Source organism: Deinococcus metallilatus, assembly GCF_004758605.1.
Lineage (GTDB): Bacteria > Deinococcota > Deinococci > Deinococcales > Deinococcaceae > Deinococcus > Deinococcus metallilatus.
Window position 1 is genome coordinate 369,454 of record NZ_CP038511.1, and the last position, 25,621, is coordinate 395,074.

The following is a 25,621-nucleotide window of genomic DNA, read 5'->3' on the forward strand; positions in this document are numbered from 1 at the left end:
TGGCAGCCTCAATGTCAGGCTGCCCTCACCGGACCGTGTTCAACGCTGAATAGTGACATCAGCGGCCCATCCGGCGTATCCAAGGTAAGCGCCAGGTTCCCATTCACGGGTATCCAGAACGACCCGGATGCCCGCCCGCACAAGCGCCTCCACCTGCGGCAGGTCGTGCCCCTGGGTCGAAGGCTGGATCCAGTACAGCACGTCGGGTCGGTCTCGCAACAACCGTTGCAGGGTGCCAGGCTCCATATCGAAGCCCTCGTCGTCATACCTGAGCAGGTACGGGCTGATGGCCGGAACGCCCGGTGTGGAACCGGCAATCCAGCGTTCAAACCCGTGCAAGGCGACCCGTAAGCCCTGCTGGATATGGGCGCGTATCAGCGCGCGGGTGTAGCTGTGCCGAGGGTCATCTTCTTCTCCAACAATCATGAGCGTGCTCCAGGAGCCATGCTGCGCTTTGGGATCCAAGCGTACAGGGTCGTCCAGGAAGACACTCGTGTGAATGCCGTACCCCTGGTATTGGATGCGGCTCAGTGTTCCTGCAACACCCGTCGTGTCTGGTGAGTTCACTTCCAGTTTTGAGATACGCCGCTTGATCCCCTCGATGTGGTCATGGGTGATAGGCGTCAGGTCCTCATAGAACACGTCTTTTCCTTGGTACCGCTGGATTTTGAGATAATCGGGGTGCAGGCGGACCGTGATCGCGCCAGTTACTTGTCCAAGCGCGTTGCGAAAGGCAGCCCGCTGCCCGGAAGGCACCATATCGGCCAGGACATCCCGTATCTGGTTATGCGTGAGTGTCCACGCGCTGGCGAGCGCGCTCGTCAGCTGCGGTCGAGAGACGTCAAAGCCTCGTGCCCCATCCGGGCGTTTCAGGGTCTGCAGGCGAACCTCGACGCGGTGTGCAGCGCGCCCGAGGTCCCAGGCCCAGTTGCCGGCGCGGGTCGCGATGAGGTGCGGGAGGTCGTGGAGGCCGTGCGCGGCGCCCAAGGCGGCGGCCATCAGTTGCTCGCATTGCGCGACGCTGGGCACGAGCTCAAGGTTCAGGTGCGAGAACGCAGTGTGCAGATTGAGGGCTTGATGCCGAAGAGCGCGATCGTCCATAACAGTCCTGTCCGCGCGTCATCTGGGTTGGTCGGGTCCTCGCTTGCCGTCCCGGGGACGCGCGTTCAGGGCTGAGTTGGAGCGCAGCTCGTCGTGGACCGTGAGCGCCGGGGCGCCTGCGAGGGGTCACACCTGTGTTTTGAGCATACACGATCAGGAGCATCTGGAACAGCGCCTTCGGGACGAGCGGCGTACGGCAGCCGCCTCGTCATCTCCTGTAAATCGCTGCCTCTTAACACCCCCGGCTGCTCAGCGCCGCGCCGCGCAACTCGAAGTACCGAGCATGGTGCGTGAGTTCCCCGTGCCGGAAGAGTTGCCACAGCAAGTCCAGGGCGTGCGTCGCCACCATCCGCCCCACGAAGAGGTCCTGACGGCTCAAGGCCTCGATGGCGCTGCAACTCGGCGCATCGTCCTCGGGCACAGCGGTGTCCATCAGTTCGGGGTGAAGCTCCGTCGCACAGGGCAAATGATGCTTGAGGCGCTTGCCCGCTTCCCGGGGCGTCCCGAGGACGACCTGACCGGTCGTGAGGTCGTTCCCGCAGTCCAGCCAGTACCGCCAGGTGTACATCCCCTTCCCGTACGCGGCGAGGTGCAGACTCCTGCGGGCCGCCCGGGAGTCGACGCAACTGATGACCAGGTCCCAGGGCGCCCGGGCACGATGGCCGCTGAACTTGAGGGGGACAGCGACCCAATCGAGGTTGCACGCCAGGTTCACGCGCGTGACGAGCACCTCCGCCTTGTTGCGTCCCAGGTCGCTGTGGTGGTAGCGCTGGCGGACCAGGTTGGCGTGGCTCACCTCGTCCGGGTCGAAGGCGGTGATATGCAGGCCAGCGTGGTCCAACGCCCGGAGCGCCAGGTGCAGGTGAGTGAGCCCGGTCAACACTTCGCTGCCCGTACCGCCCACGCCGACGACGGCGATCTTCAGGCGTTCCCGGCCCAGGAAGCTGGAGGGGAGCTTGTGAGGCATCATCGCCCTCCCACGGCCTGTTCGAGGGTCAGGCCTGCCGGGACCAGCCACTCGTCCTTGAACTCGTCCGCTTCCCGCACGGCGTCCCACAACTCGCGGTAAGTCCCTCCTGTCGCCCAACGCTTCTGGCTGTCAGCGGGCTTGACGAAGTTCGAGTAGAAGAAGGCTTGCGTCCAGGCGTCGGCGTTCTCCGGGGTGATGGCCCCCGGGCACTGCATGCTGCCGTTGCACACGGCGTGGTTGCTGAAGATGTTGAAGTACGGCGCGCGGTAGAGCGGGGTGTTCCCGGTGGGTCGCTCCGTGCCCCGCAGGGCGTAGGCGAACATCTGCGCGCCCCGGGTCACGAAGAGAAGACGTGGCTGGGGGAACACCTGCCCGTCCAGGGCGGCCACCGCCTTGTCCGTCGCGCCTTGGAAGAGCAATTTTCGTTCCTGACGCTCGACGACCCAGGCGAGGGAGCCGACCCCCAGGGCGACGACGTGCTCAGGCACGAGGGTCAGGGTCTGCAGGGCGTTGAGTTTCAGCAACATCTCGATGGTGTCCCTCGTGACGTTGACGCCCTCGGCCATGTACAACGCTCCGTCCCGTTCTCCCAGGGCGTGCTGCATGACGACGCCCTGTTCCTGCCGATGGTCGGTGTACACGATCAGGGCGACCCGGGCGTGTACCTCGGGCAGGGCGTTCAATTCCAGTTGCATACGGCCCCTTGTCCCCGCCCCTGCGGGGGAGGGTCGAAAGCGAAAACGGGACGGAGGGCCTCCCCCGTCCCGTCAGTCGTCGGTGTCGATGATCAGGTTCGTGACCGTCTCCAGGTGCCGTTCCGCGTCCCGGTACAGCCGCACGAGTTGCACCGCGCGCTCGGCATCCTCGGGCGTGTGGATGCGGATCAGGAGGTTGTCCATGAAGCCCTCGGTCTGGGCCGCGAACTGCCAGGTTTCCTCTAGCCGTTCCTGTACAGCATTCAGGTACCCGCTGGCGGTCCGCCCACCCTGCCCGGAGAGGATCACGGTGGGGTGACGCCGAAACTCCCCGCGCGCACAGGTCGCCGCGAGGTCCTCGTCGCTGAGCAATTCGTACACTGTCCGGTCGATCTCCCGCAGGGCGATCAGGGCCCCGGCGATGCTTGTTACCCGCTCCGCCCACAGCCCCGTGTGTTTCCCGGCAACTTCCCGCATCTCCCCGGGTGAGAGACGGTACTTCGTGCTCACGGCGGGCAGGGCCTCGGTCATCCCGATCAGCCGCAGCAGATCCCCCGGTGGCGCGCAGCGGCCCCGCGCCTCCGTCACCACTTCCGCCCGGGTGGGGGAACGGCCCAATGCCTTGCGCAGTTCAGCGTGGACGTCCTGCCAGAAGCCCTTGGCGCTGCCCTCGTGCTCGAACATCTCCGCGTCCTCCAGGGCGTCGATGGCAGTGTACACGCTCCAGGTGCTGCGGGTGAACAAGCTGAGATGGGCGAGGATGCTGCCGAGCAGGTACGGGTGCAGTTGGTGCAGGGCTCGCCGGGCCCCGGTACACGAGAATGCGGCGCACTGCGGGGCGTGCACGAGGGTCAGGACGAGTTCGTGCACGCCGCGGGCTTCCTCCGCCTGCCCGCCCTCCCCGGTCTCCTCGTACCAGGTGAGGTGCAGGTTCCGCCAGCCGCACTCCAGGGCACCGGGGGTGCCGTTCACCCGCCGGAGGTAAGCGTGGATGGTCTCCCGCCGCTTGGGCGGCACAGCGGGGAGCAGCCCGAGTTCGATCAGGGTCGCCAGCAGGGGCAGAGCGCCCTCTAGCCGGGACAGGGCACCAGCGTTCACCCGGGTAGCAGGGACATCTGATAAGGGCAGGCCGCTCAACGTCAACCGCGACAGGCTGAGCGGGCTCAGGGCAGCAGGGGCACCTCCGGAGGCGAGAGGGGGAGCGGGGTCGAGTCGTGCCGGAGTCTCAGGAAGATCTGGCACAGCCGCTGGTGGCTGGAGGCGTCCTTCCCAGGGTCGAAGCGGCCGATGTGGGCGGGCAGGAGGGGTTGCCCCCTCACCCAGCCCGCCACCTGCTCGGGGGACCATGTCTTAGCCTTTGGTGCCGAGGCGCTTCTTGACGGTGTAGACACGCCGCCCCTCCTGAAGTTCGGGGCCTTCGACGACCGCCGTGGCGAGTTCGGGGGTGGTGAGGGCGTGGATCTTCACGACGTCCTCGACGCTGGCCGCAGGGTTGACGTCGGCGAGGTCGCGACCCTCGTAGACAATCTTGCGCTGGACTTCGGTCACGGTCACTTCATTGCTCTGGGTCATGGGGCAACCTTCCTTTCGAGGAGCCCACCCCGGCGGGAGCCGGGGAGGGTCAAGGGCGTGGTTGGAAGAACGCGAGGAGGTCAAGGGCCAGCGCGGCACGGTCCCGGATACCGGCGTGGTTGCAGGCGTGGGTCAGGCGGGTGACGCTGCCTAGAACCTCGTGGGCGAGGGGAATTGCGCTCTGCTGAGGGGCACCGTGCTGAATCAGCAGCACCGCGAGGGCCTCGTGGGTGTCGGCGGCCGTCGCTGCGGGATCGCTCGTCGGTGCGCTGTTGGTGTGAAGCGTTTGCTTGGTGAACAGGAAGCGGCCGTGGAGGGTGGTGACGAGCAGGCCCCGGTGGGTCTCATCCATCCCGACAACATCAGAGAGCGGAAGGGTCTGGTCGGCGGGCAGGGTACCCAGGATCTGCCCGTCCTCGTTCAGGCGATGGCGGAAGGCGGGACGGAGTTGTAGGAGGGAGGTGGTGAGGCGGTCAGCGGCAGGTGCGTTCATTCAGGGCTCCTGGCAGGGCAGGCCCCCAGGCCGTGGACTGGGGGTGGAGGAGCGGTTCAGAACAAGCCCGGAGCGCTGGCCTTTTTGAGGACGAAGGCCGTCTTGGTTTCCTTGCCGGGCTTCACGCTCAGCTTCTGGGTCTGGGCCTCGTAGCCCTGGGCGTCGAGGCTGAGGGCGTACTCCCCGGCAGGCAGGGCCGTCTTCTTCCCGGCCTGGAAGGGATGGGGCTTCCCTCCCCCGTCGGTGAGGACGAGCGTGGTGTCCCTGGGTGAGACCTCGACGGTGAGGTGCCCTCCCTGGCTGGCTGGCGTGGCGGGCTTACTTGAGGCGGCCCTCAGTTTGGCTGTATTCTGGGTCGCCTGGCGGTGCGCCTCCGCAGCCGCCCGGACAGTCGCGGCGTAGTGCGCCGTCTCCCGGGCGACGCTGCGGCCCTGCCGGTACTCCTCGAGCTTCACGCCAAGCTGGGTGTCGAGTGCGCTCGGGGCTCCCTTGACTTGCAAGGGTACTGCCGTGCTGTGCGGCTCGTCCTTGATCGGGGTGGGCTGGACGGTCACGAGGAGTGCATCCCCCACACGGGCAAGGATCAGGCTGAGGGTCTCCCCTGCCCCGAGGGTGCTCGCGAGCTGGCTGATCAGCCCGGCGCCCAGCGTCCCTTCCGGCCAGGTCACGGGTAGGCTGGTCTCCGGGACGTTGGAAGCAGGGTCCAGTCCCTCTGCGCCAGCGTCGTCTGCTGCCGGGTCCACGTCCTCGGCAGTCTCGCCCAGTTCAGTTTCACCCTCCTCGCTTTCCTCCCCGTCCTCCAGGCCCAGCGTGTCGTCGGTGGTGACCGGTTCAGGCGTCATCTCCTGATGGTCAAGCGCCTCGTCCACGGCCCCTTGCTCGGCACTGGCGACGGGGACGAAGGGCAGGTTGACTGGGTGGGAGAGGGCCTGCACGTCGGCGAGGAGCCGCTCGGCCGCCGGGACGTGTTCTTTGGCGTCCTGGTTCTGCTTAAAGAGCCCGACCGCTTCCTCGTACAGGTCGGGGTGCTGCCCGTGGAGGCGGGCCATTTCCCGCTTGAGGTCATCGTGGACGTCTTGCAGGGTGCGCCGGGGTTCGTCGAAGGGGAGCAGCGGAGCGGTGTTGCCCTGGGTCATGGTTGGAAACCTCCGCCGCCCGCCCCACCGCGTCAGCGGTGAGGGTTAGGCCGATCCGGGAGGTGCTCAGGTGGCTGGCGGGGACGTCACCGGGAGCGCTCCGGCAGTGATTCCGGCCAGGATCACGCAGGTACGGGTGTAGTCCACGCGGCGCAGAGGACCGTCCCAGCCCAGGAAGTGGTGGCGCGGGACCTCCGTTCCTGGCGACTCTGCTTCCTGCCGAGGCCGAGTCGGATCGGCCGGGAGCCTGACGAGCGCCGAGCGGAGGCAGGCCAGGAGGGTGTTCCCTGCCCGCAGGTCTCACCCGCCCTCCCGTGCCCGCACTCCCGCCGGGATGGGGCTGTGCTCGGCGTCCACGAAGAACAGGTCCCGCCTGCTGCGGGTGAAGGCGACGAACTGGAGACACCGCTCGGCCTGGAGCGCCTGCGGCGTCCTGGCCTTGGGGTGAGGCAGCAGAGCGGGCTCCAGGATGAACACGCGTTCGGCCTCCTGTCCCTTGGCACGGTGGACCGTGCTCAGGACGACGCTGCGCTCCGGGTCGCCTTGAAACAGCAGTCGGATGTCGGCGACGAGTTGCCCCAGCGTCTGGGCGCCCCCGGCATCGAGCACCCGCGTGATCGCCGAGAGCCGGTCGGCCAGTCCGGCCAGGCGCAACCCCGGATCACGGCCCTCGCGCTCGGCCTCCCGGGTGAGTTGCTCGGCGAGGAAGGTGGCATACCCATTGAGCCGCCCCGTGATGTCGGTGAGCGGGAGGCGGTCCTGAACCTGGTCGCGCTGGGGCTCCACGCCGTCGAAGGTGGCCGCGTCACGGGCGAAGGCGACCAGGCTGCGGGCGAGGTCTCGTCCCCGGACGATGGCGGGGATGCCCGCGGCCACCAGCCGGTAACACCAGTCGGCGAGCGGCGCGTTCGTGCGACAGAGCACCAGGTCGCCGGGCCTCGCCAGCGCAAGGAACTCCTCGCCGCTGAGATCATCGAGGGTGCCCCCCGGTGCGCCCGGGGCGGCTTCGAGGGCTTGGCCGAAGGGTTGGGCGAGTGCAACGTGCCGCCAGGGGCAGCGGTAGGTGATCGACAGCGGCCGCCGCATGGCCCCGAACAGTTCGGTGAAGTGGCGCATGCTGTCCTGATCGGCGCCGTTGAAGCCGTAGATGCTCTGCGACGGGTCCCCGACGCCGACCACCCGGGTGTGCTCGTCGGTGGCCGCCTGCAGGAGGGCCAGTTGTGCACGGGAGAGGTCCTGAAGCTCGTCGACCAGCAGGAAGCGGTACGGCGTGCTCAGGCGCCAGCCGAACACTCCTGGCGCGAGCACCTGGTCGAGAAAGCTCAAGACCTGCCCGTCCTGCAACAGCTTCAGGCCTCGCCGCAGCACCTTCAGGGTCAGGGTGTGCAGCGCCGTCTCCGCGCCGAGGATCGGGGCGTCCACGGCGTCCATCGCCTCGGCCCAATCCTGCAGCTGGGGCTCCAACCCCAGGGCGTGCCCGACATGCAGTTCGACGCAGGCGCCCAGCCGCTCGGTGAGCTCTCGCCGGGCGGCGGGCGAGGCGACCCGGGCTTCGCAGACGATCTCGCGAATGAGGTCGTCGTACTTGCGCGGCTCGAACTTCAGGCCGCTGAGGTTCTGGGTACAGATCAGGTGCCCCAGGCTGCTGACGGTGCGCACGTCGAACTCGGGTGGGATGACCTTCTTGAGGGTCCCCACGATGTCCTTGTTGAAGGCGAGGAAGGCGGCCTTCTCCCCTGCCGGGAGCAACCCCAGTTCCAGGATCAGGGCGGCGATCATCTCCAGCAGGGCGGTCTTGCCGCTGCCCGGCCCGGCCTCCACGGTGACGGCGCGGACACCCTGGGCGACGTCTTCGAGGATGGTCCGCTGGTAGGTGCTGGGGGTGCGCTTCTGCCGGACGGTGGTCTTGGCGCCACGGCGGACCGTTTCGAGGTGGTCGAAGAGGGTCTGGTTCACGGCCCACCTCCCTCAGGGGGACGCAAGGTCGAGCTGGCTTTCGATCTGACCTGGGTCGCCCTGGACGTCCAGCAGTTGCAGGCCGCCCAGCAGGCGGGCGAGCTGGCGTTCCTGGCGGGTGCGCAGGGCCGTCAGGACCAGGTGCAGGTCGGGGCCGAGGGTCAGCGAGAAGCAGCGCACCAGCAACACCTGCCCACCGTGGGGAAACGCCTGGGCGCCGGGGTAGGTCCGGAGCGCCTCCTGGACCTGTGGCCAGGCAGCGGGTGGGGCGCGGACCGCAACTTCGGTGTGCAGGGTGAGCCCGAGCAAACCAGGAGCACCGACCTGCTGGAGGAGGCCCTGCCGGTAGCGCAGAACTTGGCCGTGGAGGGTGAGGTGGTCGCCTTCGCCGGGCGGTCGTGGCTGGGCAGCGAGCACGATCTGCTCTCCGTGGTTTGAGGAGAGGCGCTGCCAGGCGTCGGCCGGGTCGCGGGGACGTTCGACGAGGGTGACGGCCTGCCAGGGGGTGCCCTGGTACAGCACGGCGAGTGGAACAGGTGGTGGCATGGCCGGGAGAGCCCCGGGTCGTCCCGGGGAGGGTCCACTGCGGCGTGGGCCGGTGGGTTGAACTCACGGGAAGGCATGGCGGCCTTGATGACGTGGAGAGGCGTGGCCTCCTGGGCGAGCAGTGTGGCGACGGAGGACAGGGCTGGAGGGCGGCGGTCTAGGTCAGGCGTTTTTACAACACTGTAAATGAACTGAAGCATTGGCTCTGCATCCACCCATGTAACGGTCACCCAGTGAGCAGGTAGCAAAACGAGTCCCGGCCCAAGCCTGTGCTACCCTCCCGGTGGAACCACCATCCACCGCCCGCGCCGGGGCCAAACAGGGGGCAAACACCAGCGGCATCAGGAGAGTTCTGTCGTCTCGCCACACAGGGCGTGGAACGAATACCGGCGCACCACGCTCACTTCATGTGTAAGGAGAGATCGACATGCTGATGCTCGAGATGACGGGCGCCCTGGCGGGAGCTATACAGCGCTATGGTCGACAGGCCATCCAGGCGGATCTGAAAGTGAAGCGCGTGACCGCACTCAACGCGGCCGCTATTCTGCTTGGTTACCAGGACCACCGTCAGGCCCGTTCGGAAGTCTTGAGGGGTGACGAGCCCTGCTTACCCCTCAGGCGGTACGGCCGGACCTATATGGAGCGCGCGCAGCACGCTCTGGATGAGCTGCTCGACAAACATAATTTACCTGCGGCAGCATCTGATGACGTTGGCAGATTCGCCAGGCAGATGCTTATCGAGCACGATTACGCGTTATGTGAATTGCTGGGTGGTGAACCGGTCCTTACTCAGGTACTTGATGCCGGGATGAACACTGTTGTGGCTGACCCCCGTATGTGGGTCAGTACCGCGTTACAGCGTGTCCTGACATGCGAGTTGAGCAGCCGTTATGGTGGAAGGTTCGGCATGATAGACCATGCTGGCCTCTACCAGGCAGGTTTACCAGACGAACACCGTTTGCATGACGGAGGGCTGAAATTCAGCCTGAGACCCCTTCGTCCCAATATCTTTTACCGGGCGCGGGTCGATTTCACCTGTGAACGAATTGCTCTGCCGATCATGACCGAGGCTGTCCTCGCGGAGTATGACAGCTACATGCTGAGCCTGTGCGCGAGCGTCCACGCCGTCTTCCCGACGGCGCCCGAGCAGGCGGTGGAACAATGGACAAGTCTGCCGGGCCACCGTGGCTGGTCGGGGAGCCGTCAAAAGCCTTACGCCCTGATCGTGGTCAGGAGTGGGCGCGTGGCGGTGGACATGGCGAATTTGGGCTGAAAACCCTCCTGGTGCACCATTCAACAACTCCTTGAGGCCGACAAGGCCTCAAGGAGTTGTTGTCCAGGCTGTGTCTGCTTGCGCCCTAGAGCTCAGGTAAGGCACATTCATACGAGTGCGGAGTACTGTCTCTCCCTGTCTCATTTACAGTACAGTAAAGAATCAGGAGGTTGGAGCATGCACCCCGACGACGAGCGCGCCCTCAAGCTCACCCAGGCCTTCCGCCGCCACGACCTCGAACCCATCTTGGGGTTGATCGGTGACGCCCTCCAACGCCCCCGCGACCAGGCCCGCAGCAACCTCCTCCCCATCTTCGAGCACGCCCGACACGACGGCATCGACTTGTTACATCCCCCTGCACACTTCCACACCTGGCTGCGCACTCCCCTCCTCCAGGCCCGCCGTCGCGCCGGTCCAGTCCGTCCCAACACCGTCATCACCCGTCTGAGCACCCTCATCGCCCTCTACGACCGCCTCATCGATGAGGGCGTCCTGACCGAGAACCCCGCCCGCGGCTACCCCGCCCCCAGCGCCGAGCACAAGGACGCCCCACTCCCCACACCCTCTGACATCCAGCGGCTCCTCGCCGAGGCCCGTGAGCAGGACCGCGAACTTTTCGCCGCCCTCACCCTGATGTACCGGCACGCCTTCCAGCTCAAGGAACTCCTCGCCTTGCGCTGGAGTGCCCTGGACTTCAGCCGCGGCGAGTTGCTGCGGGCCCGAACGGTGTCCTCCCTCTCTCCGGAAGCGATGCAGGCCCTCCAGCCACTGCTCAAACAAGCTGGGGGTCCCCTGCATGCCCCGGAGCAGGCCGAGCGGGTCTTCTCCTACACCAGCCCGGATGACATCCGCCTGAAGATGTGGCGCCTCTGCAAGGCCGCCAACCTCGCCAGCATCAGCCCCAGCGAGTTGCGCAAGGCGGCTCTGCGCGACCACCCGCCGACACGGGAAGGAACAGGCTACAGTCATCCTCAGGCCCACCAGCGCGCCCTGAAATACGCGCAGCAGGTGGCTGAAAAGGCCCAGGTGTAGCATGACCGTCTTACCCCTTTCCCCTCCCCCGCATGCCCATAACCAGCAAACCTTCGAGACTTGCATCGCGCTCACCCTCCAGATCGTTGCCACCCTGGAATTCGCTCCCGTCCTTGGACGCGACCGGCCCACGCGGGAGATGATCCTCGCCTTTGCAGTACAGGCCGAGCGCCACGCTGGGATGCTGGCTGTGCTCGCCGGGTTTCCGGACACGGACGTCCAGGCCGCTGGGCACCACTGGTACGTCAACCTTTCCGCGCAGCGTGACGAACCCGTGCAGGTCGCTTACCACGCTCTGCACGCGGCGGCTTACCTCGGCCTGGACGGGGGCGCCACCACCGGGACCCTCCTGGCCGCCGTCGCCCACGCCCTGCGCGTCCTTGCCGAGCGGGAAGGCACCCTCACGAACTGAACATGAGCACCCCAAAGGAGGAAGCGACCTCTCCCCTTCCTGCCCCCGCTTCCACTCTTGCTCAAGCTCGCGCGGTTGATCGGGTCTGCGTTCTCCCCTCCCCTGGTCGCGTGGGCAGAGGCGTAGGTCGACTTCCCTTTTGTCTGGCTCTGTGTCTGGTTTGCCCTGACGGGGGCTTGAGTGGGGCGGGGGAGAAATCTCTTTACTTCTATTAATTTGTTGCTCTGCACGAGCGCCACGCTAGGTCCCTTCTCCGGCCTACCGCTCCCCAAGGGTCACACCAGCAGTGGCGCGAACACAAACGCTCAGGGGTGACGAGGGCGGCTCTCGACGTCCCCGTTCATTGAACCAGCGCTTGGAGGTGGAGCTGCACCAGCCACCACCTCGACAGGCGAGGCGAACGGCACTCCTCAGGGCCTCGACCTTCCTGCGGGCCGCCACCTCGGAAATCCCAGACCGCTTCGGTTATACCCTGAAAATCCGACTGGATTGGTTGACTTTAAGGAAGACTGTTTCATAGAGTGCGGGCCATGATTCGCCGCGCCTCCCTCGCGCTCCTGGGCCTCGCCCTCACGAGCGCAGCTCTTGCCGCTCCGAAAGACCCCGTCAAGTTCGCCGTGACCCTGGAGCAGATGCGGGGCCACTACGACGCCAGCCTGCTGAACTACCGCAACGGTGACCTGGCGATGGCGACCAAGCACGCCAAGCACCCGGCCAACGAGCTGTACGCGGCGATCCGCGGTGACCTGACCCCCGGCTTGCAGCAGAAGTTCCTGGCGGACTACGCCCGCATCAACCAGACCCTCGCAGCGAAGAAGCCCTCCGCCGAGTACCAGCGGGTCATGAACACCTTCTACGCCGACGTCGACGCGGCGCTCGCCACCCTGGGTTCCACCCGGACCGATCCGAAGTTCGCGGCGCAGGTCATCGCCGGAATCCTGGAGAACGCCGAGCACGAGTACGAGGAGGGCGTCCAGGGTGGCAAGGTCACGAACCTTGCGGAATACCAGGACGCGATGTTCTACGTGGCTCGGGCGCGGGGTTGGTTCGACCGGAATGCGGCGCGCTTCCCCCAGCACCAGCGCGAGGAGACCGCCGCCGCGCTCAAGGCCGCCGCGGCCGTCATTGCCCGGAAGGGCGACGTGAAGGCCCTGGAGCAGGCCGTCGACCAGGCGAAGGAGGAACTCGCTGAGGTCAGCGGGGTGCGGCGGGCCGCGGCGAGCGGGAACGCCACCTACTTCACCAACATCGACCGGCTGCTCGCGGCGGCCAAGAGCCGCTACGCGGGCGGGATGGGTGACGACGCCGAGGAAGCCCTCATCAACGCGTACCTGGAGAACTTCGAGTACCTGGAAAGCCCGCTGGCGAAGAAGGACCAAGCGCTGGAGACCAAGCTCGAAAAGACCCTGCGCGAGGACCTGCGCGCCCTGCTGAAGAGCAAGCCCAGTCCGCAAAAGTTCAGCGCGGCCGTGGACGCCGCCCTCGCGGACCTGAACAAGGCCCGTGCCCTGCTGGGGGAGTAACTCATGAGACGGTTCCTGATCCTGCTGCTGGCCCTGCTGGGCGTCGCGTTCGCCGCGCCGGGCCAGGTGGACGTGACCGCGGAACTCCGCACCGCGCACGACCTCGTGGCGCGGAGCCTGCGCGAGTATGCGGCGGGCCAGCGCGAGGACGCCTTCCGGACGGCCCGCGCGGCGTACCTCGACCACTTCGAGTACGCCGAGCCGCCGCTGCGTGTCCTGAACCCCGACCTCATCCTGGAGATGGAGTACCGCTTCGCGGATCTGCGCAACGGCATGAAGAGCGGCGCGAGCCTGAGCGAGCTGCGCGCCGTCGCGGGGGATATCGACGACAGCCTGCGGAAGGCCGAGAGCATCGTGAACGGCACGGGCGTCCTGGCGCCCACGCTCGCCGCGACCGGGGGCTTCACCATCCTCTTCCGCGAGGGGCTGGAGGCCGCGCTGCTGATGGCGGCGATCCTCGCGTACCTCGCCAGCACCCGCCACGACCGCCTGCGCGGCGGCGTGTGGTGGGGGGCGGGGGCGGCCCTCGTCGCCACCGCCGTCACGTGGTTTGCCGCCACCTACCTGCTCTCCATCGCGCCCATCTCGCGCGAGCTGATCAGCGCGATCACCAGCGTCATCGCCGTCGTCATCCTCTTCTATCTGTCGTTCTGGATGCTCCAGCAGGGCGACCGCAAGCGTAGCGCCGAGTTCATGCGGGCCCGGGTTTCCCAGGCCGTGCAGAGCGGCAGCCTGGGGGCCGTCGCGCTCGTGACCTTCACGACCATCTACCGTGAGGGGTTCGAGACGGTGTTGTTCTACCAGGCGCTCGCGGTCGCCAGCGGGCCGGTCCTGGGGTACATGTACCTGGGGATCGCGCTCGCGGCGCTGGCGCTGGTGGCCGTGTTCGCCGTCATCTTCCGCCTGGGGCGCCGGGTGCCCACGCAGCGCCTCTTCCCGGCCCTGGTCACCGTCACCGCCCTCTTCGCGGTCGCGTTCGTGGGCAACGGCGTGCGCGCCTTCCAGGAGGCGGGCTGGCTGCCCGTCACCAACCTGTACGGGCGGGTGCCGACGCTCGACCCCAACGTCGCGGCCCTCACCGGCCTGCACCCCACCGTCGAGACGCTCGCGGCGCAGGGGCTGATGGTCCTGGTGTACGTGGTGGGCTTCGTCCTGTTCCGCGCGCGTGGGCAGCGCCACTCCCGGCGCGGGGCATCGGTGTGACGGATCACCCCCTGCCGGTCCGGATCGGCATCGACGTGGGCGGCACCTTCACCAAGGGTGTCGCCCTCGGCCGTGACGGGCACCTCCTGGCCGTGTCCCACGTGCCCACCACCCACTGGCACGCGCTGGGGGTGGCGGCCGGGGTGCTGGACGCCCTGCGCGCCCTGCTGCGTGATCTTCCGCCGGGCGCGGCCCCGGCCCTCGTCGCCCACTCCACGACCCAGGCCACGAACGCCCTGCTGGAGGGGGACACGGCGCTCGTCGGCATCCTCGCGCTCGGGGAGGCCCGCGACGAGCGGCGGGTGCAGTCGGTCACCCGGCCCCCGGCGGGCCTGCGGGCGCGGCACGCCTTCGTCGCCACCGACGGGCCGGACTTCGACGCCCGGGTGCGGGCGGTGCTGGACCGCTGGCGCGCGGAGGGGGTGGGCGCCGTGGCCGTGTCGCAGGCGTTCGGGGTGGACGACGCGCACTTCGAGCGGCGGGTGGGGGACCTCGCGCGGGAGGGGGGCTTCCCGGTCAGCCTGGGGAGCGACCTCTCCGGGGCGTACGGGCTGGAGATGCGCACCCTGTCCGCCGCGGTGAACGCGAGCATCCTGCCCACCATGCTCCGCACCGCCAGGCACGTGCGGGACGCGGTGGGTGAACTCCTGCCGGACACGCCGCTGCTGATCGTCCGCGGGGACGGCGGCGCGGCCGACCTGCGCGCCTTCGAGGAGACGCCGCTACACACGGTCGTGAGCGGCCCGGCCGCCAGCCTCGGCGGGGCGATCCTCGCGCACGGGGTGATGGACGGCGTGTTCTTCGAGGTGGGCGGCACCAGCACGAACATCGGCGTGATCAAGGACGGCCAACCCGCCCTGAAGTACATGACCGTGATGGACGTGCCCACCGGCCTGCGCGCCGCGGACATCCGCATCGCGGGCGTGGCGGGCGGCAGCCTGGTACGGCTGCGCGGGCGGCGCATCGAGGATGTCGGCCCGAGAAGCGCGCACATCGCGGGCCTCGCGTACTCCAGCTTTGCTGCACCGGACGCCCTGACTGGCGCGGGGCTGGAGCTGATCGCCCCCAGCGCCGGTGACCCTGCCGATTACGCGGTCCTGCGCACGCCGGACGGTCAGCGGTTTGCCATCACCCCGACCTGCGCCGCGAACGCGCTGGGCGCGATTCCCGAGGGGGGGTACGCGCACGCGCACCCGGAAAGTGCCCGGCTCGCCCTGGGTGTGCTCGGGCAACACCTGGGGGCGAGCATGGAAGCGGCGGCGCAGGCGGTGCTGGAGGCCAGCGCGGAGAAGCTCACCCGGACCGTGCAGGGCCTGGTGCGCGAGTACGGGCTGCGCGGCACACCGCTGTACGGCGGGGGCGGCGCGGCGAGCGTGCTCGGCCCGGTCGTCGCCCGGCGGCTGAGGGTGCCGTTCGTGCCCATCCCGCACAGCGACGTGATCTCGTCCATCGGGGCGGCGCTCGCCGTCATCCGGGTGGAGCGGGAGCGCAGCGTCACCCGGCAGGACCCCACGGTCGCGGACCTGCTCGAGCGCGAGGTGGGCGACGAGGCGGTGCGGCTGGGGGCGGACCCCGCCTCGCTGCGCGTCGAGACGGAGTACAGCGCCCGCGAAGGGCGGCTGCGGGCGGTGGCGACCGGCGCCCACCCGCTGAGCGCGCGCACCCGCCCGCTCGACGCGGACGAGGTGCAGCAGCAGGCCCGGCAGGTGCTGGGGGACCAGGCCCGGCTGGTGTTCGGCGGGACCCACCACACCCTGTTCGTCGCCTCCCGCGTGCGGCGCGGCCTGCTGCGCCGGGCCGAGCAGCACGCGGCCCTCGTCCTCGACGGGCGCGGGGTGCGGCTGCTGCGCTTCGAGGACGCGCAGGTCCTCACCGGCCCCCCGCACGAGGCGCTGGACCGGTTGCGGACCCTGCTGGCGGGACGGGCCGTCGCCCCGCACGTCGCCGCCCTGACCGCCTCCCGGCTGCGCGACTACGCGCACCTGCACGACCCGGCGCTGCTACTGCGCCAGTTGGGCGAGAACCTGCGCCTGGAGGGCCAGGTCGCGCTCATCGTCGAGCAGTGAGCCCACAAGGAGAATCATGCTGTACCGCCGTCAACGCAACCTGTCCCCCCTGCTCGTGACCGTCGCGGCCCTGCTCGGCCTCGCGCTGGGCTTCCTCGCGGGGCGGGCCACCGCGCCCCGGCCGACCCTGACGAGCCTGGTCGCTCCCAGCGTGGCCCATGTGCGCCAGGCCTCCGGCGCGTTGGAGATCGTCCCGCTGGAGTACGCCCGCGCCCAGCAGGGCAACACCAGCAGCCTGGGCGCGGCCCGGACGGCCGCCCGGCAGGCGCAGGCGGAACTGGACGAGGCGACGCTGCTGCGCCAACTGAACCCGGGTGGGTTCCGTGAGGCGCGGGCGGCGTTGGTGGCCCTCACCGGTGCCCTCGACGCCCGCCGCGGCACCGACGCCGTGCAGGAGGACGTGACGCGCGCTCAGGCGGCGTTGCGGGAACTCCAGGCGATCGGCACGCCAGACCAGTGAGGGCGCAGACCCCATGACTTCCCCTGCCCAAGAGCGCCTGCTGCACGCCGCCCACACCCTGTTCTCCGGCCGCAGCATTCATCGGGTCTCCATCGACGACATCGTGCGGGAGGCCGGAAGCACCAAGGCCACCCTCTACCGGCACTACCGCAGCAAGGACGACCTCCTCCTCGCGGTGATGCGCTGGGAGTCCCAGGCCTGGCTGCACGGGTTTCAGGACAACGTCGCGCGTCTGGAGCCTCACCCCGCCCGGCAACTGCTGGTCGTGGTCGACGCGCTCGCGGGCGGGTGGGCGCGCCCTGGCTTCCGGGGGTGCGTGCTGACCCGCCTCGTTCTGGAACAGGCTGATCCCGACCACCCGGCGGGGCAAGTGCTGGAGGACCACCAGCGGCGCGTGCGGGAGTACCTCGCGGTCCTGGCCCGTCGGGCGGGACGGCCGGAGCCTGACCGGCTCGCGGCCGAACTGCACCTCGTTCTGGAGGGGGCCGCCCTGCTGGCCGGGGTGGGGCGGGACCGCGAGGCCTTCTCCCGGGCACGGGCGATCGCCGGGCAGTTGCTCGGCGACCCTGTTTACGGGGAGAAGGCCGATGGGGCGTGAACGGCTCACGGGTCGGTGAGCCACTCCAGGTGAGTCGGCGAGGCGCGGTGAAGCGTGAATCGGAGCACCCGACGTGACGAAGATCCCTGGGCGGTGAAGGTGTGGTGTTCGCGTTGACGGCAGCGGTGTCAGCCATCGTGATCGCGTGCCCGGATGCACTGGCGCTGGCAACGCCGACGGCAATCACGGTCGGCGTGGGGAAGGGGGCGTGGGAGGGCGTGCTGGGCTTCCTCGCGCGCCCCAGCCGACCCTGGCGAGCCTGGTCGCTCCCAGCGTGGCCCATGTGCGCCAAGTCTCCGGCGCGCTGGAGGTCGTGCCGCTGGAGTACGCCCGCGCTCAGCAGGGCAACGCCGGCAGCCTGGGCGCGGCCCGGACGGCCGCCCGGCAGGCGCAGGCGGAACTGGACGAGGCGACGCTGCTGCGTCAACTCAACCCGGGCGGGGTCCGCGAGGCGCAAGCGGCCCTGGCCGACCTCGCCCGGACCCTCGACACGAACGGCAGCCCGCAGGCCGTGGAGGCGAACGCCACGCGGGCCTAGGCCGCGCTGCGCGACCTTCAGGCCATCGGCACACCCTGACGCCGGACATGGGGGTGGAGCCACCAAGGCTGCGGCGGGCGGCCCGGTCCTGCCGGGCCGTTCACCCGCTGGCGGCTGACAAGAATTCGGGTGGAACAGGGACACGCTTGTTCCGCCCGAGCGGGCTTGATGGGCCTACGACGAGATGGACGAATCCTCTTCGCCGGAATGACAATGACGCCCCGCGAGGGGGCGTCACTGGAATTCACCTACTTGAAGCGCGCGCGGAACGCGTCACTGACGGGCTTCTTCTCCGCCGGTCGCGCATCCTGGTGACGCGCGCGGATCCCTGTCATCAACTGTTGCGCCTCGCGAATGCTGGCGTGACTCTCGGCGCGCAGCTCCTCGCGGCGGTCCATCGTCGTCTCAACAGGCTGACGCATCGTCTCCGCTCCTCTCACCATCTCAAATGCACGTTACGGCTTCCCATAACATGCAGTGCATGAACTGTACCACAGTTGTGCCCAGGGGTCACGACCCATGCGGTGGAACCCCCTGACAGCGTAAGGAATTTCCTCACGCCTCATCAGGTAACTCCGGCGGGTCCATGATGTTCAGCTCGCACACCAGGCCCGGTCGCAGCGCGCTGTTCGGCGCGTGATCCAGCCCCGCGTGCACCGTCGTGATGGCTGGCCCCGTCAACCACACGGCCTCCCGCCAGCGGCAGCCATCCCAGTAGTGCTCACTCTTGCCCAGCGTGTATCCGCACAGCAGGTGAAACTCTCGCGCGTAGGTACCCCCCACGTTCACAGGACGGTGGTACCGCACGTTCAGGTTGTACTGATCGCGGTACCGGGGGTCCGTGGGATACGTCAGCAGGAACGCGAACCGGGCCAGCTCGTCGGTCACGACGGGATCGCTGACGTACAGGTTCAGGAGCCGCAACAACTCGTAGTACACCAGCAGCGTGTGCGGGAACTCCTCGTACGCGATTACGGGGTCCTCGGCGAACCGCGCGCGCAACCGCGCGAGGTACCCCTTGAACCGGCGGAACTCCTCCTCGGGGTCCGGCTCGAACGCCTGAAGTTCATCGTGCACGACGTTCAGGTTGTTCACGACCGCCTCGTACACGGCGGTGTAGAACCGCTCGTGCTGACTGTAATGCCGGTCCAGGTGCCCGTCCAGGTCGCGCCACGCGTTGGCGGGCGGGTTCACGAGGCTGCTCACCGTGCCCAGGAACTCCCAGTCGACGTCCAGCGTGGCTGGCAGTTGCCCCACGTGCGGTTCGTGACTGACGAGCGCGTGCGAGTGTACGTACTCTGTATCCGCGCGCTTCAGAACCCCGTGCAGCGGTTGATCGTCGTTGTCAGCCTCGGGGTAGCGGGGGCGCCGGATCTGGCTCATCCCGTCAGTTTACTGGCGTGCTGGAGGGCTCCCGAAGGCCCAGGGCCAGGTGGTACAGGCGGCGCCGGTAGTTCACGCGCGTCGATTCCGTACAGGAGGACAAACAGGACTCTCTCCCGCTCGTCCCGGAACGCCTTGTCCTGAGTCCCCTCCTGCTGTTTGGCCAGGAACTCACGGCGGGCGCGCAGGTGTCGCTCACGCCACGACAGGGGCAAGGGCAGAGGTCTAGAGGCTGGATAGAAGGCAAACCAAGTTGAAGGCGCGGACTCTGGGGCCAGCAGAATGAGGAATGATCCGGCAAGGCTATCCGAGTGACGTGGACGACGAGACGTACCATTTCCTGCTGCCCTACCTGGCGTTGAGCCCTGAAGACGCGCCACAGCGGAAGTACCCCTTGCGAGACGTGTTGAACGCGTTGCTGTGGATCAGTCGAACGGGCGCGCAGTGGGACTATTTGCCGAACGACTTCCCCCCGCCTGAGATCGTGCGATCTCAGGCGCAGCGGTGGTTTGCTGCTCACTGCTTCGAGAACGCCGTCCATGACCTGCGGTTGTTCAGCCGGATTCAGCAGCAACGCGGAGGGTTCCCCTCCGCGATCATCGTGGACAGCCGAACGCTCCAAAGCACCCCCGAAAGCGGTCATCGTGCAGGCTACGACGGGGCCAAGCGGCGCAAAGGCACCAAAGTCCACCTGGTCGTTGATACCCTCGGGCATTTCATCGCCCTGATGACCTCGCCCGCCAACGAACAGGACCGGGCTCAGGTGGAAGAACTCTGCCGGGAAGCCCAGCAACTTACCGGCGGAATGCTCGAAGTCGCCTTCGTCGATCAGGGCTACACCGGCGAAGAGACACTTGAGGCGGCCAGGAAAAGCAATATCGAGCTGATCGTCGTGAAGCGTCCGGACGCTTCACGCGGCTTCGTCCTGCTCCCCAGACGCTGGGTTGTGGAGCGGTCCTTGGCCTGGTTGTCGCGCTTCCGTCGCCTGGGACGGGATTTAGAACGCTTGTCCTCCACCCTCATCGGCTTTCACTTCGTCGCGGCCTGTGTTCTGATGCTGGCGAAAATCAAGCCCTTTCTTGGATAAGGTTCTGCCCAGCCTCTAGCGCGGTACCCATCCGGAACCCGACCAGCACGCCTAGCCCCAGGGCAACCCTGCTCGCCCTGGTGCCTGCCCGGGTCCATGGTGTCCGGCGGGCGGGGGAACGGCCCGGCGACGGGGGCGGATGGGGCGGGTTCGTCAGGGCGCTGGCCATGCCCGGGAGGCCCTGACCCCGGTCCCGGCGCCGGGGTGACGCGGCCCGCGGAGGCAGGCGCCACGCGACCAGCGTGACCTCGCTCAAGCTTGGGGCTTCCCGAGGCGGGCGCCGCGCGGCGGGCCAGCAGGTGACCGCCCGCTTCCCCACGGGGCGGCGCCACACCGTTCACCCGGTGTGCTGGTCCGCGCGGTGCAGGGGAGCTTCGACCCGGCCTCGCTGCCGCGTCCCCATCCACCACGCCGCCAGCCCGGTGCTGAGCGGCACGGCGAGGAGCATGGTGATCAGGGCGATCAGCAGTCCGGCCAGTTCGGAGAACAAGGCCTCGCCGTTCAGGGTCACCCACATCGGGGTCGTCCCGTTGGCCCGGAGCAGGAGCATCAGGGGCAGCGCCCCCGCCGCGTACCCCAGCACCAGGACGGTGACCATGCTGCCCACGTGGTCCCCGCCCACCTGCATGCCCAGGGCATACAAGCGGCGGATGGGCAGGCCCGGCTGGGTCTGGGCGACCGTCTCCACCACAGAGGCCTGGGTGACGGTGACATCGTTCATGGCACCGAGCGCCGAGAGGACGACCCCGACGACATACAGGCTCAGCGCGTTGATGCCGTAGGATCCCTGGGCGACCACGGCCGCCCGGTCCGCGGTGCCGCTGAGGTGCGTCAGGTGCGCGACGAGGAGGGTGAGGAAGTACCCAGCGGTGGTCGCGGTCCACAGGGCGGTCAGGGCGGCGTGACTTTTCCAGTTCCACCCGTGGACCAGGTAGACGCAGACGGCCAGCACGGCGCCCAGGGCCGGAATGGTCAGGGGGGCACTGCTGTGCCCGGACAGCAGCGCGGGCAGGATGAACACCCACAGGGCCAGCAGGGTGAGGGTGCTGCCCAGGATGGCCCGGAAGCCCTTACCGCGCGCCACCGCGACGGCGATGACCATCACGGCGCCGAGCAGCCAGCCCAGGTACGGGGTGCGAACCGGGTCATTCAGGACGTAGTCTTTGCCCGTTTTGTAGATGACCACCGGCTCACCCCGGGTGTAGGTGGGGCCGTCCGCGTAGGAGAGCGCGTTCACGATCTCGCCGTCTTCCAGGGTCACCAGCACCTCATCCTCGCTGTACCGCTGCTCGTAGGTGCCGCGCAGGTACGTGCCCAGGGGGGCGGGCGACTCGGGGAGGCGGACGCATCCCCCCAGCAGCAGGGGCAGCGCGGCAAGGAGCGGCAGGAGGAGGCGTGCCGGCCACGGAACACCAAGGGGGAGGACAGGCATGGGCGAACCGCATCATACCTGTATGGCTGTACAGATCTCATGGGTACGACTGGGCCTGCACGAAGGCGTCGGGCGCGACGAGTCCCCGGGACGCCGGGATGCGGCCGGTGGCCCCAGAGCGGGTCAGGACCAGAGTCCAGAATCCTGATACGTCAGGGACTTGGCGTTGCCAGGCGGGCGCGATCATGCGGCAACACTCGTGCCCTCACGCCTCTCACGTAGGGTAGCGATACGCGCGTTGGGCAAGCGGCGCAAGTCACGGGTCAGCACCCGGGCGACGGCGTGAGGGGTGCCGGCCGCCGCCCACACCGCGTCCAACTCCAGCAAGGCGTCATCCAGCAGCGTGACCAGCGAGCGGACGTGACCCACCGGCGGCACCCCGCCGACCGCAAAGCCCGTGCATTCCCGCACGAACGCCGCGTCCGCCTTCCCCACAGCCTCGCCCAGGCACTCGGCCAGGCGGGTCTCGTCCACGCGGTCACGACCGCTGAGCATCACCAGCACCGCCTCGCCACCCCCCATGCGGAACACGAGCGACTTGGCGATCTCCTCCACGTCACACCCCAGGGTGGCGGCCGCCTCCGCGGCGGTGCGTGTGTAGCCGGGCAACTCCACGACCTCGGCGGGAACACCGAGCGCGCGCCAGGCGTCCTGAACCTTCCGGGCGCTGGGCGCCAGGTCAGCCACGGTGCCCTCCACGAGCAGGGGCAACGGTGAACGGCACGCAACACCTGGGACCGGCGCACATAGTGGTGATGGTATGTGATGCCCCCGCCGGTCAGCACGAGGTCCGGGTCACAGGTCCACTCGCCACGACCAGCCCCCTCCTCAAGTGGGCCTGGCGTGTTGGGCGGATGCACGGCGTCCTTCACGCGGCTGCGCTGGGGTATGTTCGACGCCCATACGCTGTCCGGCTTCCTGGTGGCCGCCGTCGTCATCGCGCTCACCCCCGACCCGACTCAATGCTGGTGCTGCCCGGTCGCTCATGGGTGGGCGCCGCACCAGTGTGGTGACCGCCCTGGGCAGTCGCCCCCGCCTTCGAGGTCGTGAAGTTCGCGGGGGTCGCCTACCGAATGTACCTGGGCGTCCGGGCGTTGCGAGACCGGGCCACACCCCTCCTCCCCGACCGGGCGGTACCGGTGAGTGGGGCGAGGGCGTTGTGGCAGGCGGTGGTGACGGACGTGCTCAATTCGAAGGCGGCGCCGTTCTTCATGGCGTTTTTGCCGCCATTCGTGCATAGGGTCACGCCAGCAGGGCGCGGAAATGAACGCTAAGCCGCCTACAGTTTTCCTTGCTGGGCTGAGCCCAGGAAGGGCCGTGAGTGACCATACGCGAGGCAGAGCGACGGCACCCACCGTCCCCCCTCTCCCGCTTGACACGAGCTTAACAGCACCCCCCTAGCCTGCACGCATGCGGAAAACACTCCTGACCGTGCTGGCCCTGGGCGCCCTGCCCACCCCGGCCCTCGCCCAGATGAACCACGGCACTATGCACATGGCCACCCCCGCGACCGGCATGAACCCGCCGATGGACCTGAGCGCTCTGAAGGCGATGACCGGCAAGGCCTTCGACCGCGCCTTTCTCTCCATGATGATCCCGCACCACCAGGCCGCCGTCGCCATGAGCCAGGCCGTCCTCGGCACCCGGGACCCCAAGGTCAAGGCCTGGGCGAACACCATCATCCGGGACCAGAACCGGGAGATCGCCCAGATGAACACCCTGCTGAAGAGTTACGGCGGCGCCGACAGCGAGATGCAGGCGAGCATGATGGGCGACATGGCGAGCAGCGTGAAAAGCGCCAGCAACAAGGACCGCGCCTTCGTGCAGGGCATGATTCCGCACCACGCCTCCGCCATCGACATGGCGAACCTCGCCCTCCAGAAATCGCAGAACCTCAGCGTGCTGGGGCTCGCCCGCGACATCACCCGCGCCCAGGCCGCCGAGATGTACGACTTCAAGGCCTACCTGCTGCGCTGAGCGTCCGCGACACCGTGCCCCACCCCTCCGGTGGGGCTCCTTTGTGCCCCGCCTCCCCCCGGAGACCCCATGCCCAACGTCCTGATTGTGGACGACGACCCCGCCATCCTCGAAATCCTGCGCGCCTACCTCGCTGCGGAAGGACACACGGTTCTGGAAGCGGCCGACGGGATTCAGGCCCGCACCCTGCTCCCCCGTGCCGACCTCGCCATCCTCGACTGGATGCTGCCCGGTGTGTCTGGCCTGGAACTGGCCCGGGAAGCTCGGGCCGCCCGCCTCGACCTGCCCATCCTGATGCTCACCGCACGAGGGGAAGAAGAAGACAAGCTGCGCGGTCTGGACCTCGGCCTCGACGACTACGTGGTCAAGCCCTTTAGCCCTCGGGAGGTCGTCGCCCGGGTCCGCGCCCTGCTGCGCCGGGTGGGCGTCCGCGACACGGTGAGCAGCGGGGGCCTGGAACTTGACCTGCGCGCCCGCACGGCGACCTTGGACGGGCAACCCATCGACCTCTCCAAGCTGGAATACGACCTGCTGGCCGCGCTCGCCTCCCACCCCGGCCTCGCCTGGACCCGGGAGCGGTTGCTGGAACGGGTCTGGGGCCAGGACTTCCCCGGCACCGAGCGGGTGGTGGACGTGCATGTGACGGGCCTGCGCAAGAAGCTCGGAGATGACGCCGACCGACCCCGTTTCATCGAGACGGTGCGGGGCGTCGGCTACCGCTTCAGGACCGACACTTGAGCGAGGAGGTCCCGTGAAGCTCTACCCCCGCCTGTTCCTGTCGCACCTGCTGGTCATCCTGATCGCCGTCGGCGCCATGCTGGTCCTGACCGAACTGCTCGCCCCCGCCTTCGTGCGCCACCACGTCGAGCAGATGGTGCGCCTGATCGGCCCGGACGGGGCCAGCCTGCGCCCCGACCTGGAACGGGGGATGCGCCGCACCCTCAACTCCGCCCTGCTGGTGTCCCTCCCCCTCGCGCTGCTGGTGGCCGCCCTGACGGCCCTGCTCTCGGCGCGGCGGGTGGTGCGGAGCGTGACCCTGCTGCGGGACGGCAGCCACGCCATCGCGGCCGGGGAGTACCGGCGGCGCCTGCCCGAGGAGGGCCGCGACGAGCTGACCGACCTCGCGCGGCACTACAACCGGATGGCCGGGGCGCTGGAGCGGGTCGAGCAGGGCCGGGTGGAACTGATCTCGAACGTGGCGCACGAACTGCGCACCCCCCTGGCCGCCCTGCGTGGGTACGCCGAGGCGCTGAGAGACCGGGTGCTGGCCCCCGAGGTGGCCTCGGACGCCATCGTGCGGGAGACAGTGGCGATGGAACGGCTGGTGCGGGACCTGAGCCTGGTGTCCCGGGTGGAGGCGGGCGCCGTGGAGCTGCACCCGACGGACTTCCGACCGGGGGAGTTGCTGAGGGCCGCGCTGGAGCGCTTCGAGGGCGCCGCTCAGGACCGGGGCATCCACCTGGCCCTGCAAACGGACGACCCTCTCCCACGGGTCACGGCGGACTTCGAGCGGGCCTCGCAGGTCCTGGCGAACCTGCTCTCGAACGCCCTGCGGCACACTCCCAGCGGCGGGTCCGTCACGCTTGCGGCCCACGCGGCGGACGGTCGGGTGACCTTTGAGGTGCGGGACACCGGGAGCGGCATTCCCGAGGAGCACCTGGGCCGCATCTTCGAGCGGTTCTACCGGGTGGACCCGGCGCGGACCCGGGGCGAGGGAAGCGGGGTGGGCCTCACCATCGCCAAGGGCCTAATCGAGCGCATGGGCGGCACGCTCACCGTCACGTCGGGGCCAGGAGGCAGCACGTTCGGCTTCACGTTGCTGGCCGCCCATACGGGGAGCACCTGAGGTCTTCCCATTGGTCGCTGTGAGCCGAAGTCGGACAAACGCCGCCCCAAAGGGCGACGTTTTGTGGCTTTTGGGGGAGCGCCAGCCGTGGCGCGGAAACCAACGCTCAGCCTCCAGCACCTCGCTCTCACCGGGCCGGTCCAGGTCGGCGAAGGGGCCGTCAGGCGCCCTGCGCGAGCAGAGGAGACAGCTCAACGTGGTCCCGCCCCAGCACGTTGACGTGCTCGAACAGCAGCGGTGACCGCCGCACGACATCCTCCAGCAACACGGTGGCCCCCGCCGCCTTCAGGTGATTCAGGATGGTGTCGAGGCCGCCCTTCAT

The 25,621-nt window shown here is 68.5% G+C and carries 28 protein-coding genes and 1 pseudogene; 14 read left to right on the forward strand and 15 right to left on the reverse strand.

Annotated elements, in window-relative coordinates:
- Nucleotides 1-39 precede the first annotated feature (39 nt).
- The 10 genes from E5F05_RS05650 to E5F05_RS05690 all read right to left on the reverse strand — a co-directional run bounded on the left by E5F05_RS05650 (nucleotide 40) and on the right by E5F05_RS05690 (nucleotide 8,469).
- Nucleotides 40-1,101, reverse strand: coding sequence for a hypothetical protein (locus E5F05_RS05650; RefSeq protein WP_103128063.1), 1,062 nt, complete (start codon nucleotides 1,099-1,101; stop codon nucleotides 40-42).
- A gap of 232 nt (nucleotides 1,102-1,333) precedes the next feature.
- Nucleotides 1,334-2,071 carry a PRTRC system ThiF family protein gene (locus E5F05_RS05655; RefSeq protein WP_241687043.1) on the reverse strand — a complete coding sequence of 246 codons (738 nt, stop codon included), beginning with the start codon at nucleotides 2,069-2,071 and terminating at the stop codon, nucleotides 1,334-1,336.
- On the reverse strand, nucleotides 2,068-2,766 hold the full coding sequence (locus E5F05_RS05660; protein WP_103128065.1) for a PRTRC system protein B: 699 nt from the start codon (nucleotides 2,764-2,766) through the stop codon (nucleotides 2,068-2,070). The genes E5F05_RS05655 and E5F05_RS05660 overlap by 4 nt, the downstream gene beginning before the upstream one ends.
- 72 nt (nucleotides 2,767-2,838) lie before the next feature.
- Nucleotides 2,839-3,864 carry a hypothetical protein gene (locus E5F05_RS05665; protein WP_103128066.1) on the reverse strand — a complete coding sequence of 342 codons (1,026 nt, stop codon included), beginning with the start codon at nucleotides 3,862-3,864 and terminating at the stop codon, nucleotides 2,839-2,841.
- A gap of 65 nt (nucleotides 3,865-3,929) precedes the next feature.
- Nucleotides 3,930-4,085 carry a hypothetical protein gene (locus E5F05_RS21255; protein WP_164973325.1) on the reverse strand — a complete coding sequence of 52 codons (156 nt, stop codon included), beginning with the start codon at nucleotides 4,083-4,085 and terminating at the stop codon, nucleotides 3,930-3,932.
- Between the two features lie 31 nt (nucleotides 4,086-4,116).
- The gene (locus tag E5F05_RS05670; RefSeq protein WP_103128067.1) at nucleotides 4,117-4,338 is read right to left on the reverse strand and encodes a PRTRC system protein C; all 222 of its coding nucleotides are present in this window, start codon (nucleotides 4,336-4,338) and stop codon (nucleotides 4,117-4,119) included.
- Nucleotides 4,339-4,387: 49 nt separating this feature from the next.
- Nucleotides 4,388-4,831, reverse strand: coding sequence for a hypothetical protein (locus E5F05_RS05675; protein ID WP_103128068.1), 444 nt, complete (start codon nucleotides 4,829-4,831; stop codon nucleotides 4,388-4,390).
- Nucleotides 4,832-4,887: 56 nt separating this feature from the next.
- A complete protein-coding gene (locus E5F05_RS05680) occupies nucleotides 4,888-5,967 on the reverse strand; it encodes a hypothetical protein (protein ID WP_129117500.1) in 1,080 nt (359 codons plus the stop codon).
- A gap of 300 nt (nucleotides 5,968-6,267) precedes the next feature.
- On the reverse strand, nucleotides 6,268-7,923 hold the full coding sequence (locus E5F05_RS05685; protein ID WP_129117501.1) for a UvrD-helicase domain-containing protein: 1,656 nt from the start codon (nucleotides 7,921-7,923) through the stop codon (nucleotides 6,268-6,270).
- Between the two features lie 12 nt (nucleotides 7,924-7,935).
- Complete coding sequence (locus tag E5F05_RS05690) at nucleotides 7,936-8,469, reverse strand: hypothetical protein (protein ID WP_129117502.1); 534 nt, start codon at nucleotides 8,467-8,469, stop codon at nucleotides 7,936-7,938.
- A 427-nt stretch (nucleotides 8,470-8,896) separates the two neighbouring features.
- On the opposite strand from E5F05_RS05690, the gene E5F05_RS05695 reads away from it, so the two are divergent.
- The 9 genes from E5F05_RS05695 (at nucleotide 8,897) to E5F05_RS05740 (ending at nucleotide 17,574) form a co-directional block, all read left to right on the forward strand.
- On the forward strand, nucleotides 8,897-9,742 hold the full coding sequence (locus E5F05_RS05695) for a hypothetical protein (protein ID WP_129117503.1): 846 nt from the start codon (nucleotides 8,897-8,899) through the stop codon (nucleotides 9,740-9,742).
- 177 nt (nucleotides 9,743-9,919) lie between these two features.
- The gene (locus E5F05_RS05700) at nucleotides 9,920-10,774 is read left to right on the forward strand and encodes a site-specific integrase (protein ID WP_103128073.1); all 855 of its coding nucleotides are present in this window, start codon (nucleotides 9,920-9,922) and stop codon (nucleotides 10,772-10,774) included.
- Between the two features lies 1 nt (nucleotide 10,775).
- The gene (locus E5F05_RS05705; protein ID WP_103128074.1) at nucleotides 10,776-11,186 is read left to right on the forward strand and encodes a hypothetical protein; all 411 of its coding nucleotides are present in this window, start codon (nucleotides 10,776-10,778) and stop codon (nucleotides 11,184-11,186) included.
- 530 nt (nucleotides 11,187-11,716) lie between these two features.
- A complete protein-coding gene (locus E5F05_RS05710; protein WP_103128075.1) occupies nucleotides 11,717-12,709 on the forward strand; it encodes a hypothetical protein in 993 nt (330 codons plus the stop codon).
- 3 nt (nucleotides 12,710-12,712) lie between these two features.
- Complete coding sequence (locus E5F05_RS05715) at nucleotides 12,713-13,912, forward strand: FTR1 family iron permease (protein WP_129117504.1); 1,200 nt, start codon at nucleotides 12,713-12,715, stop codon at nucleotides 13,910-13,912.
- A complete protein-coding gene (locus E5F05_RS05720; RefSeq protein ID WP_241687044.1) occupies nucleotides 13,909-15,978 on the forward strand; it encodes a hydantoinase/oxoprolinase family protein in 2,070 nt (689 codons plus the stop codon). The genes E5F05_RS05715 and E5F05_RS05720 overlap by 4 nt, the downstream gene beginning before the upstream one ends.
- 16 nt (nucleotides 15,979-15,994) lie before the next feature.
- Nucleotides 15,995-16,438 (forward strand): hypothetical protein, encoded by a 444-nt coding sequence (locus tag E5F05_RS05725; protein WP_103128078.1) that lies wholly within the window; start codon nucleotides 15,995-15,997, stop codon nucleotides 16,436-16,438.
- Between the two features lie 13 nt (nucleotides 16,439-16,451).
- On the forward strand, nucleotides 16,452-17,036 hold the full coding sequence (locus tag E5F05_RS05730; protein ID WP_103128079.1) for a TetR/AcrR family transcriptional regulator: 585 nt from the start codon (nucleotides 16,452-16,454) through the stop codon (nucleotides 17,034-17,036).
- A gap of 283 nt (nucleotides 17,037-17,319) precedes the next feature.
- Nucleotides 17,320-17,574 carry a hypothetical protein gene (locus E5F05_RS05740; protein WP_129117506.1) on the forward strand — a complete coding sequence of 85 codons (255 nt, stop codon included), beginning with the start codon at nucleotides 17,320-17,322 and terminating at the stop codon, nucleotides 17,572-17,574.
- Nucleotides 17,575-17,822: 248 nt separating this feature from the next.
- Here E5F05_RS05740 and E5F05_RS21260 read toward each other — a convergent pair whose 3' ends face one another.
- Both E5F05_RS21260 and E5F05_RS05745 read right to left on the reverse strand, forming a co-directional pair.
- The gene (locus E5F05_RS21260) at nucleotides 17,823-17,996 is read right to left on the reverse strand and encodes a hypothetical protein (RefSeq protein WP_164973326.1); all 174 of its coding nucleotides are present in this window, start codon (nucleotides 17,994-17,996) and stop codon (nucleotides 17,823-17,825) included.
- 133 nt (nucleotides 17,997-18,129) lie between these two features.
- Nucleotides 18,130-18,957 (reverse strand): hypothetical protein, encoded by an 828-nt coding sequence (locus E5F05_RS05745; protein ID WP_129117507.1) that lies wholly within the window; start codon nucleotides 18,955-18,957, stop codon nucleotides 18,130-18,132.
- Between the two features lie 289 nt (nucleotides 18,958-19,246).
- Between E5F05_RS05745 and E5F05_RS05750 the strand changes: the two genes are divergently transcribed.
- Nucleotides 19,247-20,044, forward strand: a complete 798-nt coding sequence (locus E5F05_RS05750) for an IS5 family transposase (protein WP_129117508.1) — start codon at nucleotides 19,247-19,249, stop codon at nucleotides 20,042-20,044.
- Between the two features lie 337 nt (nucleotides 20,045-20,381).
- On the opposite strand, the gene E5F05_RS05755 is transcribed toward E5F05_RS05750, so the two are convergent.
- Together E5F05_RS05755 and E5F05_RS05760 are read right to left on the reverse strand one after the other, a co-directional pair.
- Complete coding sequence (locus tag E5F05_RS05755; protein WP_241687045.1) at nucleotides 20,382-21,476, reverse strand: YibE/F family protein; 1,095 nt, start codon at nucleotides 21,474-21,476, stop codon at nucleotides 20,382-20,384.
- A gap of 183 nt (nucleotides 21,477-21,659) precedes the next feature.
- Complete coding sequence (locus tag E5F05_RS05760) at nucleotides 21,660-22,163, reverse strand: YbaK/EbsC family protein (protein WP_103128082.1); 504 nt, start codon at nucleotides 22,161-22,163, stop codon at nucleotides 21,660-21,662.
- Between the two features lie 356 nt (nucleotides 22,164-22,519).
- Between E5F05_RS05760 and E5F05_RS22090 the strand changes: the two are divergent.
- The 4 genes and pseudogenes from E5F05_RS22090 to E5F05_RS05780 form a co-directional block, all read left to right on the forward strand.
- Nucleotides 22,520-22,750: pseudogene (locus E5F05_RS22090) on the forward strand (LysE family translocator); the annotation flags it as partial.
- 136 nt (nucleotides 22,751-22,886) lie between these two features.
- Entirely contained in the window at nucleotides 22,887-23,453 is a 567-nt protein-coding gene (locus E5F05_RS05770) for a DUF305 domain-containing protein (protein WP_235610241.1), read from the forward strand.
- Between the two features lie 69 nt (nucleotides 23,454-23,522).
- The gene (locus E5F05_RS05775; protein ID WP_103128084.1) at nucleotides 23,523-24,191 is read left to right on the forward strand and encodes a winged helix-turn-helix domain-containing protein; all 669 of its coding nucleotides are present in this window, start codon (nucleotides 23,523-23,525) and stop codon (nucleotides 24,189-24,191) included.
- Nucleotides 24,192-24,204: 13 nt separating this feature from the next.
- On the forward strand, nucleotides 24,205-25,299 hold the full coding sequence (locus tag E5F05_RS05780; RefSeq protein ID WP_103128085.1) for a sensor histidine kinase: 1,095 nt from the start codon (nucleotides 24,205-24,207) through the stop codon (nucleotides 25,297-25,299).
- 160 nt (nucleotides 25,300-25,459) lie between these two features.
- On the opposite strand, the gene E5F05_RS21265 is transcribed toward E5F05_RS05780, so the two are convergent.
- Nucleotides 25,460-25,621 (reverse strand): hypothetical protein, encoded by a 162-nt coding sequence (locus E5F05_RS21265; protein WP_171029496.1) that lies wholly within the window; start codon nucleotides 25,619-25,621, stop codon nucleotides 25,460-25,462.

What these genes read in the sequence shown, in the direction of transcription:
- E5F05_RS05655 (WP_241687043.1), bottom strand. Translation starts at nt 2,071, where the DNA reads ATGATGCCTCACAAGCTCCCCTCCAGCTTCCTGGGCCGGGAACGCCTG.
- E5F05_RS05680 (WP_129117500.1), bottom strand. Translation starts at nt 5,967, where the DNA reads ATGACCCAGGGCAACACCGCTCCGCTGCTCCCCTTCGACGAACCCCGG.
- E5F05_RS05705 (WP_103128074.1), top strand. Translation starts at nt 10,776, where the DNA reads ATGACCGTCTTACCCCTTTCCCCTCCCCCGCATGCCCATAACCAGCAA.
- E5F05_RS05725 (WP_103128078.1), top strand. Translation starts at nt 15,995, where the DNA reads ATGCTGTACCGCCGTCAACGCAACCTGTCCCCCCTGCTCGTGACCGTC.
- E5F05_RS05675 (WP_103128068.1), bottom strand. Translation starts at nt 4,831, where the DNA reads ATGAACGCACCTGCCGCTGACCGCCTCACCACCTCCCTCCTACAACTC.
- E5F05_RS05775 (WP_103128084.1), top strand. Translation starts at nt 23,523, where the DNA reads ATGCCCAACGTCCTGATTGTGGACGACGACCCCGCCATCCTCGAAATC.
- E5F05_RS05755 (WP_241687045.1), bottom strand. Translation starts at nt 21,476, where the DNA reads ATGCCTGTCCTCCCCCTTGGTGTTCCGTGGCCGGCACGCCTCCTCCTG.
- E5F05_RS05700 (WP_103128073.1), top strand. Translation starts at nt 9,920, where the DNA reads ATGCACCCCGACGACGAGCGCGCCCTCAAGCTCACCCAGGCCTTCCGC.
- E5F05_RS05695 (WP_129117503.1), top strand. Translation starts at nt 8,897, where the DNA reads ATGCTGATGCTCGAGATGACGGGCGCCCTGGCGGGAGCTATACAGCGC.
- E5F05_RS05750 (WP_129117508.1), top strand. Translation starts at nt 19,247, where the DNA reads ATGATCCGGCAAGGCTATCCGAGTGACGTGGACGACGAGACGTACCAT.
- E5F05_RS05730 (WP_103128079.1), top strand. Translation starts at nt 16,452, where the DNA reads ATGACTTCCCCTGCCCAAGAGCGCCTGCTGCACGCCGCCCACACCCTG.
- E5F05_RS21265 (WP_171029496.1), bottom strand. Translation starts at nt 25,621, where the DNA reads ATGAAGGGCGGCCTCGACACCATCCTGAATCACCTGAAGGCGGCGGGG.
- E5F05_RS05715 (WP_129117504.1), top strand. Translation starts at nt 12,713, where the DNA reads ATGAGACGGTTCCTGATCCTGCTGCTGGCCCTGCTGGGCGTCGCGTTC.
- E5F05_RS05650 (WP_103128063.1), bottom strand. Translation starts at nt 1,101, where the DNA reads ATGGACGATCGCGCTCTTCGGCATCAAGCCCTCAATCTGCACACTGCG.
- E5F05_RS05710 (WP_103128075.1), top strand. Translation starts at nt 11,717, where the DNA reads ATGATTCGCCGCGCCTCCCTCGCGCTCCTGGGCCTCGCCCTCACGAGC.
- E5F05_RS21260 (WP_164973326.1), bottom strand. Translation starts at nt 17,996, where the DNA reads ATGCGTCAGCCTGTTGAGACGACGATGGACCGCCGCGAGGAGCTGCGC.
- E5F05_RS05660 (WP_103128065.1), bottom strand. Translation starts at nt 2,766, where the DNA reads ATGCAACTGGAATTGAACGCCCTGCCCGAGGTACACGCCCGGGTCGCC.
- E5F05_RS05745 (WP_129117507.1), bottom strand. Translation starts at nt 18,957, where the DNA reads ATGAGCCAGATCCGGCGCCCCCGCTACCCCGAGGCTGACAACGACGAT.
- E5F05_RS05770 (WP_235610241.1), top strand. Translation starts at nt 22,887, where the DNA reads ATGCGGAAAACACTCCTGACCGTGCTGGCCCTGGGCGCCCTGCCCACC.
- E5F05_RS05670 (WP_103128067.1), bottom strand. Translation starts at nt 4,338, where the DNA reads ATGACCCAGAGCAATGAAGTGACCGTGACCGAAGTCCAGCGCAAGATT.
- E5F05_RS05690 (WP_129117502.1), bottom strand. Translation starts at nt 8,469, where the DNA reads ATGCCACCACCTGTTCCACTCGCCGTGCTGTACCAGGGCACCCCCTGG.